At 59.1% G+C, this 14,431-nt stretch carries 13 protein-coding genes; 6 read left to right on the top strand and 7 right to left on the bottom strand.

Annotated elements, in window-relative coordinates; all coding sequences use genetic code 11:
- Nucleotides 1–7: 7 nt before the first annotated feature.
- On the top strand, nt 8–2,272 hold the full coding sequence (locus ABDK74_RS09000) for a TonB-dependent receptor domain-containing protein (protein WP_346003537.1): 2,265 nt from the start codon (nt 8–10) through the stop codon (nt 2,270–2,272).
- Nucleotides 2,269–3,444 carry a histidine-type phosphatase gene (locus ABDK74_RS08995; protein ID WP_346003536.1) on the top strand — a complete coding sequence of 392 codons (1,176 nt, stop codon included), beginning with the start codon at nt 2,269–2,271 and terminating at the stop codon, nt 3,442–3,444. Before ABDK74_RS09000 ends, ABDK74_RS08995 begins: the two co-directional genes overlap by 4 nt.
- A gap of 87 nt (nt 3,445–3,531) precedes the next feature.
- Here the strand turns inward: ABDK74_RS08995 and ABDK74_RS08990 are convergent, their stop codons facing one another.
- The 3 genes from ABDK74_RS08990 to ABDK74_RS08980 all read right to left on the bottom strand — a co-directional run bounded on the left by ABDK74_RS08990 (nt 3,532) and on the right by ABDK74_RS08980 (nt 5,770).
- Nucleotides 3,532–3,912, bottom strand: coding sequence for a DUF3597 domain-containing protein (locus tag ABDK74_RS08990; protein WP_194255418.1), 381 nt, complete (start codon nt 3,910–3,912; stop codon nt 3,532–3,534).
- Between the two features lie 75 nt (nt 3,913–3,987).
- Entirely contained in the window at nt 3,988–5,283 is a 1,296-nt protein-coding gene (gene ahcY / locus ABDK74_RS08985) for an adenosylhomocysteinase (RefSeq protein ID WP_346003535.1), read from the bottom strand.
- Between the two features lie 109 nt (nt 5,284–5,392).
- The gene (locus ABDK74_RS08980; protein WP_194255417.1) at nt 5,393–5,770 is read right to left on the bottom strand and encodes a hypothetical protein; all 378 of its coding nucleotides are present in this window, start codon (nt 5,768–5,770) and stop codon (nt 5,393–5,395) included.
- Between the two features lie 241 nt (nt 5,771–6,011).
- Between ABDK74_RS08980 and ABDK74_RS08975 the strand changes: the two genes are divergently transcribed.
- On the top strand, nt 6,012–7,076 hold the full coding sequence (locus ABDK74_RS08975; protein ID WP_346003534.1) for a transporter: 1,065 nt from the start codon (nt 6,012–6,014) through the stop codon (nt 7,074–7,076).
- A gap of 81 nt (nt 7,077–7,157) precedes the next feature.
- Here ABDK74_RS08975 and ABDK74_RS08970 read toward each other — a convergent pair whose 3' ends face one another.
- The 3 genes from ABDK74_RS08970 to mutY all read right to left on the bottom strand — a co-directional run bounded on the left by ABDK74_RS08970 (nt 7,158) and on the right by mutY (nt 11,120).
- A complete protein-coding gene (locus tag ABDK74_RS08970) occupies nt 7,158–8,849 on the bottom strand; it encodes a thiamine pyrophosphate-binding protein (RefSeq protein WP_346003533.1) in 1,692 nt (563 codons plus the stop codon).
- Nucleotides 8,850–9,429: 580 nt separating this feature from the next.
- On the bottom strand, nt 9,430–10,065 hold the full coding sequence (locus ABDK74_RS08965) for a hypothetical protein (RefSeq protein WP_346003532.1): 636 nt from the start codon (nt 10,063–10,065) through the stop codon (nt 9,430–9,432).
- Nucleotides 10,062–11,120: an A/G-specific adenine glycosylase gene (gene mutY / locus ABDK74_RS08960; RefSeq protein WP_346003531.1), complete on the bottom strand. Its 1,059-nt coding sequence runs from the start codon at nt 11,118–11,120 to the stop codon at nt 10,062–10,064. Before mutY ends, ABDK74_RS08965 begins: the two co-directional genes overlap by 4 nt.
- A 10-nt stretch (nt 11,121–11,130) precedes the next feature.
- On the opposite strand from mutY, the gene ABDK74_RS08955 reads away from it, so the two are divergent.
- Complete coding sequence (locus ABDK74_RS08955; protein ID WP_346003530.1) at nt 11,131–11,673, top strand: DciA family protein; 543 nt, start codon at nt 11,131–11,133, stop codon at nt 11,671–11,673.
- A gap of 113 nt (nt 11,674–11,786) precedes the next feature.
- On the top strand, nt 11,787–12,410 hold the full coding sequence (locus tag ABDK74_RS08950; protein ID WP_346003529.1) for a hypothetical protein: 624 nt from the start codon (nt 11,787–11,789) through the stop codon (nt 12,408–12,410).
- A gap of 65 nt (nt 12,411–12,475) precedes the next feature.
- Here ABDK74_RS08950 and serB read toward each other — a convergent pair whose 3' ends face one another.
- On the bottom strand, nt 12,476–13,369 hold the full coding sequence (gene serB, locus ABDK74_RS08945; protein ID WP_346003528.1) for a phosphoserine phosphatase SerB: 894 nt from the start codon (nt 13,367–13,369) through the stop codon (nt 12,476–12,478).
- A 41-nt stretch (nt 13,370–13,410) separates the two neighbouring features.
- On the opposite strand from serB, the gene miaA reads away from it, so the two are divergent.
- Complete coding sequence (gene miaA / locus ABDK74_RS08940; protein ID WP_346003527.1) at nt 13,411–14,403, top strand: tRNA (adenosine(37)-N6)-dimethylallyltransferase MiaA; 993 nt, start codon at nt 13,411–13,413, stop codon at nt 14,401–14,403.
- Nucleotides 14,404–14,431 lie beyond the last annotated feature (28 nt).

The raw sequence follows: 14,431 nt of genomic DNA, 5'->3' as shown, positions 1-14,431 counted from the left end.
ACTCCCCATGACGTTCAAGATGCGTAACCATATCCTGCTTTCCGGGTGCTTTGCCGGTGCCCTGTTTTTGGGAGGAGGCGCGCAGGCTGATGTTCCTGATGCAAAACAGAAAAAGCATGAGGAGCATAAAACCAGAAAAGAAAAAGACGCGACGCCCGGTGTGGAAAACCTGACCGTGCTTGGTCATGCTGCGCGGATTGCGCCTGCCACGGTCCCGCTGGACATTACGGAGCCGACATCAAAAATCCAATCGGGGTTTCTGAGTAACAACATCATTCCGCTTGCCAGCATCGACGATATCATCCGGTTCCAGCCGAGTGTTTATTCGCAAAATCCTAACGGACCCGGAATGGGTAAGGCGGAAGCGATGAGCCTGCGCGGGTTTCAGGACGGCCAGTACAACATGACGTTTGATGGCATTCCGTTTGGCGATGCTACCGATCTTCATCACACGACATCGTCTTTGTTTATTTCTCATTTTCTTGGGGAAGCGCAGATTGATCGTGGTCCTGGAACGGGCTCGACGATTGGAAATGCCACGTTTGGTGGCACGATGGGTTTCACGTCCAAGACGCCGCCGGCCAAGAGGGGGGTGTCGTTGTATGGGACCTACGGCAGTTTTAATACGCGGGCTGGAGGGATCGAGTTCGATAGTGGCAAGACACGTTTTGGTCGTGCATTTCTTGATATGCAGCACGAGGAAACGAATGGCTATCTGACCAATTCTGCAGAGCGCCGGAGCAATCTGATGTTCAAGGACGTGATTGATCTTGCGCCCGAGACGACGCTGACATTTGAGACGACCTATAACAAGGAATGGCAGTTTACGACGCAGGGCGCGACGCTCGCGGAATATGCGAAATATGGGAAGAATTACGGGCTGTGCAACGACCCGTCCGCGCAGTGTTATTATGGATATAATCCCAGCACCTACACGTCTGATTTCGATTATGTCAGCCTGAAAAGTCGTCTTGCATCGTGGCTGACGATGGAAAACCAGCTTTATACAAGCGGGTTTGAGCATGATTATACGGAAAGCACTGATGCCAGTCAGACGAGCACTGCTGCGAATGGTGTGACGTTCTACAGTACGGCTGGGAAAAAGGTGGCGACCTATGCCAATGATATTCCCGGAAAATATGCGGACGCCAAATTTCGTTCTTATGGCGATACATTGCGGTTCAAAGCGCACACATCTTACGGGGATGTTCTGTTCGGTGTGTGGGCGGATGTGCAAAAGGACCGTCGGTACACCTATGCACTCGATCTGAGTAAAAATGCGATACCGGTTCCGTCCAAAACAGGGTCGGCTTACAGTTATGATATTTCGGATCTGAACACGACCATTCAGCCCTATCTCGAACTGGATATTCACCCCTGGAAGGGGGCAGTTATTAAGCCGGGTGTGAAATATTCCATGTTCACAAGGGACTATAATGCGGCCATTAACAAGTCCACAAAAGTGCCGCTGAATGATACACAGCATTATAAATCCTGGCAGCCATCCATTGCGATTAATCAACGTATAATGAAAAACTGGAGTGCTTATGCGCAGATCGCGCGGGGCTTTCTGGCGCCTCCGATGTCGGTTTTTCAGGTGAAGTCGGTTGGTAACGTGAAGCCTGAAACGACGCTGAATTATCAGGTTGGATCGGTTTATCATGGCAAGAACTGGATGCTGTCACTGGATGGATATTATATCGATTTTTCCAATTATATCGCATCCGCACAGATCAAGGTTGATGGTATCGGAACCACGTCTACATACGTGAACAGTGGTGGTGCGATTTATAAGGGGATCGAGCTTGAGGGGCAGTATGTCATTGGATATGGATTCTCGCTTTACGGCAATTACAGCGTAAATGATGCGCGCTACAAACATAGCACCGTGCGCGTTGCCACAACGCCGGATTCACTGGCGTCGTTCGGTCTGCTTTATGAAAATCCGAAGGGGCCGTATTTCTCGCTGATGGGGAAATATGTCGGGCATCACTGGGGGCTGGACAGCACCACGAATGCGGCTGGAAATGCGGCGTTTGAAAACCAGTACAAAATCCACAGCAATGTGACGGCGGATCTGGCGCTGGGGTGGCGCATTCACAATATCGGTGGTTTTATGCGCGACGTGACGCCGAGCCTCAAGATTTCCAACCTCTTCAACAACCGCTCCATCAGCGATTTTGCGGGCAACCAGTCTTATGGCGATGCGCCGCTTTACTGGCGTCTGGCAGGGCGCAGCGTCTTCTTCAACATGACGGCGACTTTCCCGTGAAAAAGACGCACTCTGTCGTTCTGTTGGCTTTGTTCCTGACGGGATGCTCGGGTGGTGCCTCTGTGCCGTCGGGGCCTGTTTTGGAAAAAGTCGTGCTGCTGTCGCGGCACGGAATCCGCAGTCCGACGGCTTCTTCGGCGGCTTTGCGGGAAAAGACCGGGTTTGACTGGCCTGAATGGTCTGTCACGCCCGGAGAAATGACGCCGCATGGGGCTGTGGCGCTTGGGGCCATGGTTCAGGCTGTCCGGACGCATTATGTGGATCTCGGATTTAATCCGTTACGATCCTGTTCTGATGGTGTGTGGATCTGGGCGGATGGTGCAGATCATCGGACGCAGCAGACGGGGCAGGTCTGGGCGCGGGGTCTGGTTCCGGACTGTCATGTTTTTGCGCAATGGCAGGAGTGTGGGCCGGACCCTGTGTTCAATGCCATTTCCGCTGGACGCGCGGTGCCGTCGAAGCATGAGACCGAGCAGGCGTTTGCTTCCATGTTGCCCGTCTCAAAGAGTGCGGATGTTCAGCATGGTTTGCACGCTTTGCAGACCGTGTTGGCGCCCGGCGCTTGTGATGGTGTTGCGCATACGGCGTGGTGTCTGCGTGATGATGTGGTGCTTGAATGGAAGAAAGGCGCGCCGCGTCTCTCTGGAGGGGGGGCGACGGGTGGCATGGCGGCGGAAAGTCTGTTGCTGCTGTATTCCGAGGGCTTCCCGCTGGATGTTTTCGGGCCTTCGAGCGGTGATGTTCCGGGACTTCTGAATACTGTCATGCCGGTTCATGAGGCGGAGAGCCGGATGTTGCGGCGTCTGCCTGTTGTGGCGGCGGCGCGTAACGGGGTGATGGCCGAGAGCATCCGGGCGTTTCTGGCGGACCGTCCGGTTACGGAGATTCCGGGTGTGACGACCTCCACGCGTCTGCTGGTGCTGGCAGGGCACGATACCAATCAGGACGCGCTGGCGGCGATCTTCGGGCTGTCATGGACGTTTGACGATCAGCCGGACAGCACTGCGCCGGACACGGTTCTGGCGTTTGAGCGGTGGCGTTATCTGGACCGACATGTGGAAGTGAAAGTGCGGATTTTTCATCAGTCGCTTGAGGAATTGCGTGCGGGGCAGGCGTCTGGTGTCGAGCGTTCTATGCAGACGCTGGAGCCGCGAAACTTCGTCCTTCCCTGAGCGGCAGCTTCTGCGATCAGACGTAGAAAAAGCCCGGCTGTTACCAGCCGAGCTTTTTTTATGGTGTCCGTGTGGACGGGTCGCGGATCAGTGCGTCCAGTCAGCCGGAACCTTGCCGCCATTCTTGGCCAGCTCGGCATAGACCTGCTTGATGAGCCAGACGTTCATCGTCGCGGTGTCGTCTGTGCTGCCCGAATAATGCAGTTCGCTGGCCAGTTCCTTGCGGGACTGGAGCGAGCTGTCGAGACCGAGCAGCTTCAGGAGATCCACGATGGAAGTCTTGTAGTTCAGCGGCTGACCAGCATTTGCGGCCAGACCGGACAGGACGGCGTCCACATCCACGGGCGCTGCTGCCGGGGTTGCTGCTGCGGCCGGAGCGGCTGCGTCAGCCGGGGCTGCGCTGGTGGACGGTGTTGCGGCTTCTGCATGTCCGAAGATCTTGGACATGATCGTGCTGAAAAGACCCATGGGTGTAACTCCTGCTGGTTAAGGAAATCGGGAAAGGGCGTAACCGGGGTTTCGCCCTTCCAGACCGGCCTCGTCTTAGTAGCGGTATTCTTCGTGCTTGAACGGACCATTGACGGGAACGTCGATGTAGTCCGCCTGTTTCTGTGACATTTTGGAAAGTTCTGCGCCGACCTTTGCGAGGTGCAGGGCAGCGACCTTCTCGTCCAGAGATTTCGGTAGGGTGTAGACCTTGACCTCGTACTGGCCCGGCTTTGCCGTCCACAGTTCGATCTGTGCCAGTGTCTGGTTGGTGAAGGATGCGGACATCACGAAGGACGGGTGGCCCGTTGCGTTGCCCAGATTCACCAGACGGCCTTCGGACAGAAGGATGATGCGGCGGTTCGGAGCCAGTTCGATCTCATCGACCTGCGGCTTGATGTTGTTCCAGCGATAGTTGCGCAGGGCTTCGACCTGGATTTCGCTGTCGAAGTGACCGATGTTGCAGACGATCGCACGGTCCTTCATTTCACGCACATGGTCGATCGTGATGATGTCCACGTTGCCCGTGCAGGTGACGAAGATGTCGCCGCGCGGAGCTGCGTTTTCCATCGTGACGACTTCATAGCCTTCCATGGCGGCCTGAAGGGCGCAGATCGGATCGACTTCGGTCACGAGCACGCGGCAGCCTGCGTTGCGCAGGGAGGCAGCGGAGCCCTTGCCCACGTCACCGTAACCGGCAACCACGGCGACCTTGCCAGCCATCATGACATCCGTGCCGCGACGGAGCGCGTCCACGAGGCTCTCACGGCAGCCATACAGGTTGTCGAACTTGGACTTGGTGACGCTGTCGTTCACGTTGATGGCCGGAACCTTCAGCGTGCCCTTCTTGGACATTTCCCACAGACGATGCACGCCCGTCGTCGTCTCTTCGGAGATGCCGCGCACGTCCTTGAGCATTTCGGGGTACTTGTCATGCATCATGATGGTGAGGTCGCCGCCATCATCGAGGATCATGTTCGGCGTCCAGCCATCGGGACCATGGATGGTCTGCTCGATGCACCAGTTGAACTCTTCTTCCGTCAGACCCTTCCAGGCGAAGACGGGGATGTTCGCTGCGGCGATGGCGGCGGCGGCGTGATCCTGCGTAGAGAAGATGTTGCAAGAGGACCAACGGACTGTGGCGCCGAGGTCGATCAGCGTCTCGATCAGAACGGCGGTCTGGATGGTCATGTGCAGACAGCCGGCGATGCGGGCGCCCTTGAGCGGCTGTGTGTCTTTGTACTCTTCGCGAAGAGCCATCAGGCCTGGCATTTCGCCTTCGGCGATGGAGATTTCCTTGCGGCCCCAGTCTGCGAGAGTGATGTCGCGAACCTTGTAATCCTGCGTCGTCATGAAATGGCCCTTGCTGCCCATCTTTGGATGGCTGCCTGTATAAAGGCTTGGCGGACCCGCGGAAAGGGCGGGCCCGGCAATCGGCTCTCTGTATGTCTGTTCGGACGCGTTATTCCGGCGCTGTGGTCTGTGGTGTCGCGTCGGTTGGTGCGGAGGTTTTCTTGTGGGCGTGATGATGTTTGCCGGGGAGCCTGTGGACGTCCTTCTGGTTTGACGGGACGGGGCCGGTTTCGTTCGGGCTGTGGGTCATGGGACCGGGGGCGGCAGGCGCAGGCTGGTCCGGCTGTTCCGTTACGGTGCGCGGATTGGTCGGAAGGGCATTATTCGGCTGGCTGATCGTGGAATTCTGCGCTTTCTGGATCGCGGAGGTCGAAGTCTGCGGCTGGTCGTTGCTGGGCGCGCTGACTGCCTGAGCCATTGCGGCAGGAGCGGCGATTGCGGTGCCGAGCAGAAGGCTTGTGGCGAAGAATGCTGTGCGGATGGACATGGATATTCCTTCCCAAAAGAGAGCGCCCGTGTATGAGGCTGACTCATTGCGATATGGGGTTTTAACTGTCTGTTTGGGGCGGAGTTGCATTTTCGTGACGGTTTGGGTGCGGAAAGACGGGTATATTGCGTCTGTATGCAGGGCATGCGAGAAGCCGGAGAGGGCGCGTTGCCCCGTCGTTTCTGTTGAACCTGCATGCCGGTTCTGCCGGTCCTGAACCCCCTGAAAACAGGAGGATGTCGTGTCAGACAGCACTGCCTACAACTTCCCCTTCACGGTTCTGGACCCACAGCATCAGGAAACCGGTGCGCCCGCATTCGCGAACGGGCTTGTCTGGGCCGTTCATGCCGTTCCGGGGCAGGAACTGCGCACGCTGGGATCGGCTGAGGTCGAGGCGCTGCTGGCGCCGGGTCGTCCACTTGAGAGCGAAGGCTGGTACTGGCTGCATTTCGATACGGTGCACAGTTCTGCTCGCGGCTATGTCGCGCATCTGCCGGATCTGCCTGAAGACGTCTGTGCCATGCTGGCTGAGACGGAATACGGTATTGCGCTTGAAGCGTTCGAGGACCTGATCTGGGGGGCGCTCCCCGCCTTTGACGATGCGCTGTCCGAAGATGACAGGGAAATTTGTGCCTGGCGGTTTGCGATGCGCCCGGATCTGCTGATTACGACGCGGCGCAATCCCATTCCGGTGCTGGGGGCGGCGTATCGTTCTCTGAGGCCGGATCAGATTCCCAAAACGCCTGCAGGGATCATTGATCGTGCCTTGCGGGAATTTACCGGGACTGTGCGGCGACAGCTTGGGCATCTGGATGATGAGCTGGATCGGGCGGAAGATGTGCTTCTGCTGATCGAGCATCGTTCGGATCTGGGGCATCTGGGTAGTATCGTGGGCAAGGTGCGCCGTCGTGCGACCGAATTGCGCCGGGTTGTGACGCCAATTGACCGTGTTCTGAAAGACGAGGATCTGGATCTTCCGGACTGGGCGGAAGATGAACTCCGCGACCGGGCGGAGCGGCAGGTTCATGCGGCGCTGGACGATCTGATCGCGCTTCAGGACCGTGCGCGGTCGTTGCAGGACGAGCTTGGGTCCAATCAGGCGGAAGAGACCAACCGGCGGCTGTATATCGTCTCGGTCGGGACCACGTTGATGCTGCCCGCGACATTCGTGACCGGGTTCTTCGGGATGAATACCGGCGGGATGTTTCTGGCTCAGGGGTCTTTGGGGACGGTGGAGGCAGGCATTGTCTGTTTCGTCTTCATGAGTGTGACGTTTCTGTTCATGAAGGTGGCGCGTCTGCTCTGACGGTTGTCAGGTTTTATGCGGTACAAAAGAAAAAACCCCCGTGTCTGACACGGGGGTTTTTCGTTAGAGACCTGATTCTGATCAGGTGTTTTGGGGCTTGCGGGAGTTTGCGGCTGCAACAGCCTTGCCCCACTGAACCAGCGTCTTGGTGCAGTCCGTCCGGTCGAGCTTGCACTCGATGAGCGTCGGGCCGCGGGTGTTCTTCTTGGCCTTGGCGATGGCTTCGGCCAGTTCCTCGCCCGTCGTGGCATGCAGGCCGAGACCGTACTTGCCGCTTTCTTCGCCGGGGACACCCTGGTTGAAGCACTGCATCAGAGCTGCGTAGTCCCAGTTCTGGATGTAGTTGTACGGGCCGTCATGGATAGCCATTTCGATGACGTAGCCGTGGTTGTTCACCAGGAAGATGATGACCGGCAGTTCGTAGCGGACCATCTGGGCCACTTCCTGCGCCGTCAGCTGGAAGGAACCGTCACCGACCATCAGGACGTGCTTGCGCTCCGGCGAAGCGGTGGCGTTACCGAACATGGACGGAACGGACCAGCCGATGTGACCCCACTGCATTTCCGTCTCGACCTTCGCACCTTCGGGAAGGTGCATACGCACGGCGTTGAACCATGAGTCGCCGGTCTCGGCGAAAAGGGTGGTGTTGCCGTCGACCAGTTCATTGATCTGGCGGGTCATTTCGTCGTTGGACAGCGGCTTGGACGGGTCGGCCTTCGGCAGCATGACGGGCTTGTATTCGCCGGTCAGGGCTGCGGACTTCTTCGGAGCCTTCTCGGTCAGGGCCTTGACGAATTCCTTCAGGCGGAAGCCTTCGAAGGTCTTGCCGTTGACCGTGACGCGGTCGGGATTGACTTCGAGAACTTTCTCGCCGCGGATGATGCTCTTCCAGCCACCCGAGGAGTAGTCGTTCCAGACCGGTGCCAGGCAGATGACGGCATCGGCGCCTTCGATGATTTCCTGGGCGCCCGGGCTGCTGACGTCGCCCCAGTACACGCCACGGAAGCCGGGGTGCGTCTCGGGGAAGTAGCTCTTTGCAGCCGCCATGACCGTGACGGGGCAGCCAAGCTTGTCAGCCAGTTCGACCGTTTCCTTGAGGGCTTCGGCTGCGCGCAGCTTGGTGCCGACCAGGATGGCGACCTTGTTGGCCTTGTTGAGGAAGCTCAGGCTTTCGTCCAGAGCGGCCTTCAGGCTGGCTTCATCCGGACGCGGATGGGCGTGCAGGGACGAGACCGGGCCCGGACGGACGCAGGGTGCGGCCGAGATGTTGCAGGCGATTTCGAGAAAGGCCGGCTTCTTCTCGCGCAGCATCGTGCGGATGACGTGGTCGATCTTGGCCGGCGCGGTTTCAGCAGAGGTGATGCTTTCGGCGGCACAGGTGACGTGCTTCGCCATTTCCATCTGGTAGCTGTAGTCCGTCGTGCCGATCGTGTGGTGCAGGACGTGGCCCGAACCGTGATCGTTGGAGTTCGGAGCACCCGAAATCACGAGGATCGGCAGGTTCTCGGCATAGGCGCCGCCGAGGCCGTTCATGGCGGAGATAGCGCCGACGCTGAAGGTGATGACGGCAGCGGCTGCACCGTTGGCGCGGGCATAACCTTCGGCGGCGAAGCTGCAGTTCAGCTCGTTGCAGTCATAGATCTGCTTCGTGCCGCCCTGTTCGATCAGCTGGTCAAGCAGAACGAGATTGTAGTCACCGGCAACGGCGAAGTGATGCTTCAGGCCGATCTGTGTCAGTCGTTCGGCAAGATAATGTCCGACAGTGTAGGTCATGATTTCGATACCTCAGGAGCCGTAGTGACGGTCAGATGACTGGATGGTCTGGCGTGCTGACAGGACCATGCAGTCATCTGACCCGAGACAGGCGGATGGCAGGTTGCGGGCTGGTGTCTGGAGCAGGGTAGTGAGGGGCGATGTGCCGTAGGGAGAAGCGGAAAATCGTGAAAGTCGGGATAGCGATTTTCTGTCGTTAAATAACCGGGAGCGTAAAAGAATAGACGGTCCGTTCCGTTAAGACGGCCCCCTGAAGCGGCAAGAAAATAATCTGTTGCTGACATATCTTCCCATGACAGCCGGAAAACAGACCGGCTTCGTATTAAATGCCTGTCTGCTCCAGACGCATAAATGTTTAGAACAAAAATCCTGTCTGTGAAGGACATCAATCAAAAATTACAATTAATTGAAAAAACCCTTTCTCATGAGGGGGAATTGAATACAGACAGACAATTTCCGTGAAAAGGATGAGGACTGGAATAGTCTTTTTCAGGTATTTCGGATTACAGGAATCGCCATGGTATTTCAGAGATATGGGGTAAAAGTTTTCACATATTTCTCTGAATGGCCTGTTTTTATACTATTGATGATTGGACGGGGTTTCGCGGGATACGTTAAAATAGGCAGGTGGGGCGTCGTCTTCCCATGTCAGTGCGACTTTGGCAGTGGCTCCTGGCATGATCTGGCCGATCTGGATCAGAGCTGTCGTGTTCAGGAACAATGGAAGATGCCGGTCGCCAAACTGGAGCATGAATCCCTGTTGGAGCGTGGGTGCAGGAAGGTCGTGCCCCGCATCGTCTTGCAGCTTTACAGTGTTGGGCTTGAGGATCAGGGACAACCCACGCAGCATCTCGACCGTCATGGGAAAAAATGTTTCCCATTCTTTTGCTTCGGGAGCCCAAAGGTCTATCGAATTCGGGCCTGTCGGAGAGCTTCTCAGATAGGTTCCGCTTTGTGGGATGAAAAAGACGACCCGGTTCGGGGCAATTTCCCGCAGTTCCATTTCGGGAAAGGTGCGTGGCATTGAAATCCGCTTTTCCAGCGTCGGGCGGCAGGGAAGCTGGAAGGGTAGCGGGATACTGGCGCTGAGGCCCGGAAAGCGGCCTTCCTGAAAGGGGGTGCGGCCCAGCGCATCTTTCAGGGAATTGTGATCGAGCATCCAGCCGAACCAGTCCATGAACCAGAGGCGGAGTGTCGGGGTGGTCTCAGTCATCATGTCTCCGAAGGCTGTTTGGTGAGGGCCAGACATTTCTTCATGACGCCGGGCAGGGCAGCGCGCTTCGTTGAACGGAACGTGCCGAAAGAGGAATCGATCCCTGCATTATGAGCTTGTGGAAGGTAAGCCTCATAAACCGTGAGGTACAGGGTGAAATGGGTGAAGACATGGCGGATTTCGCCTCTGTGCGCCCAGTCGGTTAGGCAGGGTGCATGAGCGAGGGCTTCGTCTTCGCTCCAGGGTGTGCTGCGCCAGTCCGTTCCGGGGAGTTCGTCCATGCTGCCGAGCAGGCCGGTTGGGGGACGGGTCCGCAGCAGGATCTGGCCGTTGGTATCATGCAGGAGGAAATGTGCGCCGTAACGTGTCGGGCGTGCCTGTTTGGATTGTTTGGCCGGAAGCTGGGCTGCGATTCCGCGGGCGTGGGCGATGCAGGAGGTCTGCCAAGGGCAGGTCAGGCAGGCGGGATTGCGGGGTGTGCAGATCGTTGCGCCGAGGTCGAACAGGGCCTGAGCGAAGTCTGACGGACGGCTTTGTGCGACAGGATCGGCATTCAGGCGTGCGGCCTGTTTCGCCAGAAGGGGCCGCACAGCCGGGAGCGGCTCTTCTGTGGCGTACAGGCGGGCCGTGACGCGTTCGACATTGCCGTCAACGGGCACAACGGGGCGTCCGAAGGCGATGGCGGCGATGGCGCGGGCTGTGTAGGCGCCGATTCCGGGAAGGGTCAGCAGGTCTTCGACCGTATCGGGGAAAGCGCCGCGTTCGGAGACGCGTTTCGCGCAGGCATGAAGATTGCGGGCGCGGGCATAGTAGCCGAGGCCAGCCCAGAGATGCAGGACGTCTTCAAGCGGGGCTGCCGCGAGATCCTGTACGGTAGGGTAATGCGTGAGAAAGCGCTCATAATAGGATATGACGGCTTTGACTGTCGTTTGCTGGAGCATGATTTCGCTCAGCCAGACGGCATACGGGTCTGGACGCTGGCCGGGCAGGCTGCGCCAGGGAAGGGCGCGGCGGTGGTGGTCGTACCAGCGCAGCAGGGCGGATGCATCAGGAGTCACGGGAACGGATATGACGAAGGATCGCGGTTCGGACAAGCGCCCGTTACGAAATACGGCCCGAAAGAAACCGGCGCAGGAGCCTGATGGCTGGGTGCCGGCAGACCGCAACTGGACGCCGCGCCGTTCGGGCACAAAGCAGATCGGGTCTTTTGTGCAGGCGCTGACGCAGCCTGTTTTCAAAAAGAAGCCGCCGGTTCTGGCGCGTCTGATGATGGATTGGGCGGATTTTGTCGGCCCGCGTCTGGGAAAGCAGACCGAACCGCGCCGTCTGTCTGCGGGAACGCTGACGCTGGCCTGTGCGGGACCGATCGCCATGGAGCTTCAGCATCTGGCGCCGCAGATCATTGAGCGCATCAATGTGGCGTGTGGGTTGCGGGGTGAATATGGGATCGAGCGACTGAAGATCGTTCAGGATCTGGTAGCGTTCGAGCGACCAACGCCGAAGCGTCCGAAACCCTTGCAGATCGACGTGCCGGATATCGAGGACGAGGAGCTTCGTCTGGCGCTGGAAAGCCTTGGTGGGCATCTGGGGGCGCAGCGCAGGCGAAGGTGACGGAAGTGTTTCACGTGAAACAAGTTGTTTCGTCATGGAAAGTCCCTCTTTCTACACGATCTGGTAATGCCGATATGGGACACATGATCGGGCTTTCCCGCAGGAGACTTGCCATGACCTTCACCCACAGATCAGCTGCCGCATTGATGCTGGCCTTGCTGGCGTCCACGATTTCTGTTCCCGCTTTTGCCCAGCATGGCGGAGGTCCGGGTGGCGGCGGCTTCCATGGCGGTGGAGGCCCCGGTGGGGGATTTCACGGTGGTGGCATGGGCCCCGGTGGTATGGGCGGGGGTATGAGGCCCGGCGGTATGGGGGGTGGCTTTCATGGTCCGGGCGGCGGCGGGTTCCGCCCTCCCGGTGGTGGCTATCATGGAGGATGGGGCGGTTATGGCGGTGGGCGTCCCGGTTGGGGCTACCGTGGTGGCGGCTGGCATGGAGGTTGGGGTGGTCCGCGCTTTGGCGGCTGGGGTTATCCGGGCTGGGGTGGCTGGAACGGCTGGGGCGGACCCGGCTGGTTCGGTTATGGCTGGGGGATGCCGGGCTGGGGCGGCGGCTGGGGCTGGGGTGGTTGGGGCCTTGGTGTCGGGCTTGGCGTCGCGACCGGGATGGCAATCGAGGCCTCGCCTTATGGTTATGGTGGCGGGTATGGCGGATATGGATATGCGCCGGGTTATGCCCCCGGCTATTACGCCGAGCCTTCTTATTCAGACGTGCCGCCTTACACCTGGGGGTACTGATCAGAAAAAAGCCGCTGGAGAGAGTCTCCGGCGGCTTTTTTGTATCCTGCGGGTTTGAGGCCCGGTCAGTCCGTGACGAAATCCTTCGCGTGATAGCCCTGTGCGAAGAGATGCGCGCGCAGGTTGGCGAAGTTGATCTGCGTGGAAATGATGCGGCGGACATTGGGTTTGGCGTGGAAGGCCAGGCCAAGGCCCGCGCTGGCCAGCATCGGGATGTCGTTGGCGCCGTCGCCGGTCGTCAGGGCGGCACGAAGCTGCACGCCGCGCTCTGAAGTCAGGCGTTCGAGATGGTCGCGCTTGCCATCCGGGCCGAGGATCGGGGCCGCGAGACGACCGGTGATCTTGCCGTCCTCGATTTCCAGTTCATTGCCGTAATTCTCGTCGAATCCGCAAAGCTCGGCCACGCGCTGGGTGAACCATGTGAAGCCTCCCGAGACCAACGCCGTCCGGCCATTATGCTTGCGCATGGTCTGCACGAGTTCGCGGGCCCCTTCCGTCAGTGTGACGGATTCCCAGACCTGTTCGAGAACCGAAGCCGGTTTCCCGGCCAGAAGAGCCACGCGCTGTTCAAGGGCCGCATCAAAATCCAGTTCGCCGCTCATCGACGCGCGGGTAATGGCTGCGACTTCTTCGCCGCAGCCCAGCAGGGCGGCCATTTCGTCCAGCGTTTCGCCCGTGACGATGGTGCTGTCCATGTCCGCGACGAGGACGGCACGGCGGCGGCCACGCGTTTTGAGGAGCAGTGCATCGACGCGGTAGGGCGCAAGCGTCGCCCGGATCGTGGCGATGCTGGCCGATCCGGGGCGTGGCGGCGGGCAGGGAATGTCCACTGCTTCGCCCGGAGACAGGACGATGGGTGCGCTGCCCTTGACGAGCGTGCGGGCCACGTCGATGGCTTCGGGTTTGAGGGGACCGGATTTCCGGTCAGCGATAAGGGTCAGGACGGCAGGAAGGGACATGAGATCTCGTAACGGTCCGGCACGTGTGGCAGGAGGGGAGAATGAACGCCCCGAAGACAATAAAAACTGCGATCATTGTGGCTGGACCGACGTGCTCCGGCAAGTCAGCACTGGCGCTCGATCTTGCGCGACGCTTTGACGGTACGGTTATCAACGCGGATTCCATGCAGGTTTACCGTGATCTGCGGATCCTGACGGCCCGGCCTGACGACGCGGATGAGGCTGCTGTCCCGCACCGGCTTTACGGCGTTCTGGATGCGGCCGTACCGGGCAGTGTGGCCTGGTGGCGGTCCGAAGCCTTGCGGGAAATGGATGAGGCGTGGGCCGTGGGGCGCATGCCGATCCTGTGTGGTGGGACAGGGATGTATCTTCGGGCGCTGACGGATGGGTTGGTGGAGGTGCCGGACCCCGGAGAGATTGCGCGGACGGAAGCGCGGGGGTTGGCTGAAGAAATCGGGCCGGAGGCGCTGCATGCGCGGCTGATGCAGGTTGACCCTGAAACGGCGTCTGGTCTGCGTCCGAACGATACGCAGCGGATTTCGCGGGCCTGGGAGGTCTGGACGGGGACGGGGCATGGGCTGGGTTGGTGGCGGTCGCAGCCGGGTCTGTCGCCTGCGCCATGCCAGTTTGTGTCCGTGCAGCTTGATCCCCCGCGGGAGGGGTTGCGCCGTGCGATCGATTTCAGATTCGGGCAGATGCTGGAGGCCGGGGCTCTGGAGGAAGTGTCCCGTCTGCTGGAGCGGGGGCTTGATCCGGTTCTACCTGCCATGCGTGCGCATGGTGTGCCTGAACTGGCATCCGTTCTGCGAGGGGCGGAATCGCTTGAGAAGGCCCGGGAATCTGCGGTCCTTGCCATCGGGCGCTATACGCGGCGGCAGGCAACGTGGTTTCGGCATCATGCGTTGGGAAAAGAGGGTGATGCGATGATTTCGTTGCGTAGATACACCCATTTTGCGCAAGATTCGGAAAGTGATTATGAAAAAATAGAGAACTTTATATCGGAACGAGTTGACGCGGCCGCGTTGTCGTCCTAAATCCGGCGGCTCATACCTTGGGAGGAAA

The organism is Gluconobacter sp. OJB, from assembly GCF_039638275.1.
GTDB classification, from domain to species: Bacteria; Pseudomonadota; Alphaproteobacteria; order Acetobacterales; family Acetobacteraceae; genus Gluconobacter; species Gluconobacter cerevisiae.
The sequence above is the reverse complement of the archived record's forward strand: the minus strand, read 5'-3'. Positions and strand labels throughout refer to the sequence as shown.

Bases quoted from the DNA above. Each gene is read 5' to 3' on its own strand.
- ABDK74_RS08955 (WP_346003530.1), top strand. From the start codon at position 11,131: ATGACGAAGGATCGCGGTTCGGACAAGCGCCCGTTACGAAATACGGCC.
- serB (WP_346003528.1), bottom strand. From the start codon at position 13,369: ATGTCCCTTCCTGCCGTCCTGACCCTTATCGCTGACCGGAAATCCGGT.
- ahcY (WP_346003535.1), bottom strand. From the start codon at position 5,283: ATGACGACGCAGGATTACAAGGTTCGCGACATCACTCTCGCAGACTGG.
- ABDK74_RS08990 (WP_194255418.1), bottom strand. From the start codon at position 3,912: ATGGGTCTTTTCAGCACGATCATGTCCAAGATCTTCGGACATGCAGAA.
- ABDK74_RS08970 (WP_346003533.1), bottom strand. From the start codon at position 8,849: ATGACCTACACTGTCGGACATTATCTTGCCGAACGACTGACACAGATC.
- miaA (WP_346003527.1), top strand. From the start codon at position 13,411: ATGAACGCCCCGAAGACAATAAAAACTGCGATCATTGTGGCTGGACCG.
- ABDK74_RS09000 (WP_346003537.1), top strand. From the start codon at position 8: ATGACGTTCAAGATGCGTAACCATATCCTGCTTTCCGGGTGCTTTGCC.
- ABDK74_RS08950 (WP_346003529.1), top strand. From the start codon at position 11,787: ATGACCTTCACCCACAGATCAGCTGCCGCATTGATGCTGGCCTTGCTG.
- ABDK74_RS08965 (WP_346003532.1), bottom strand. From the start codon at position 10,065: ATGATGACTGAGACCACCCCGACACTCCGCCTCTGGTTCATGGACTGG.
- ABDK74_RS08980 (WP_194255417.1), bottom strand. From the start codon at position 5,770: ATGTCCATCCGCACAGCATTCTTCGCCACAAGCCTTCTGCTCGGCACC.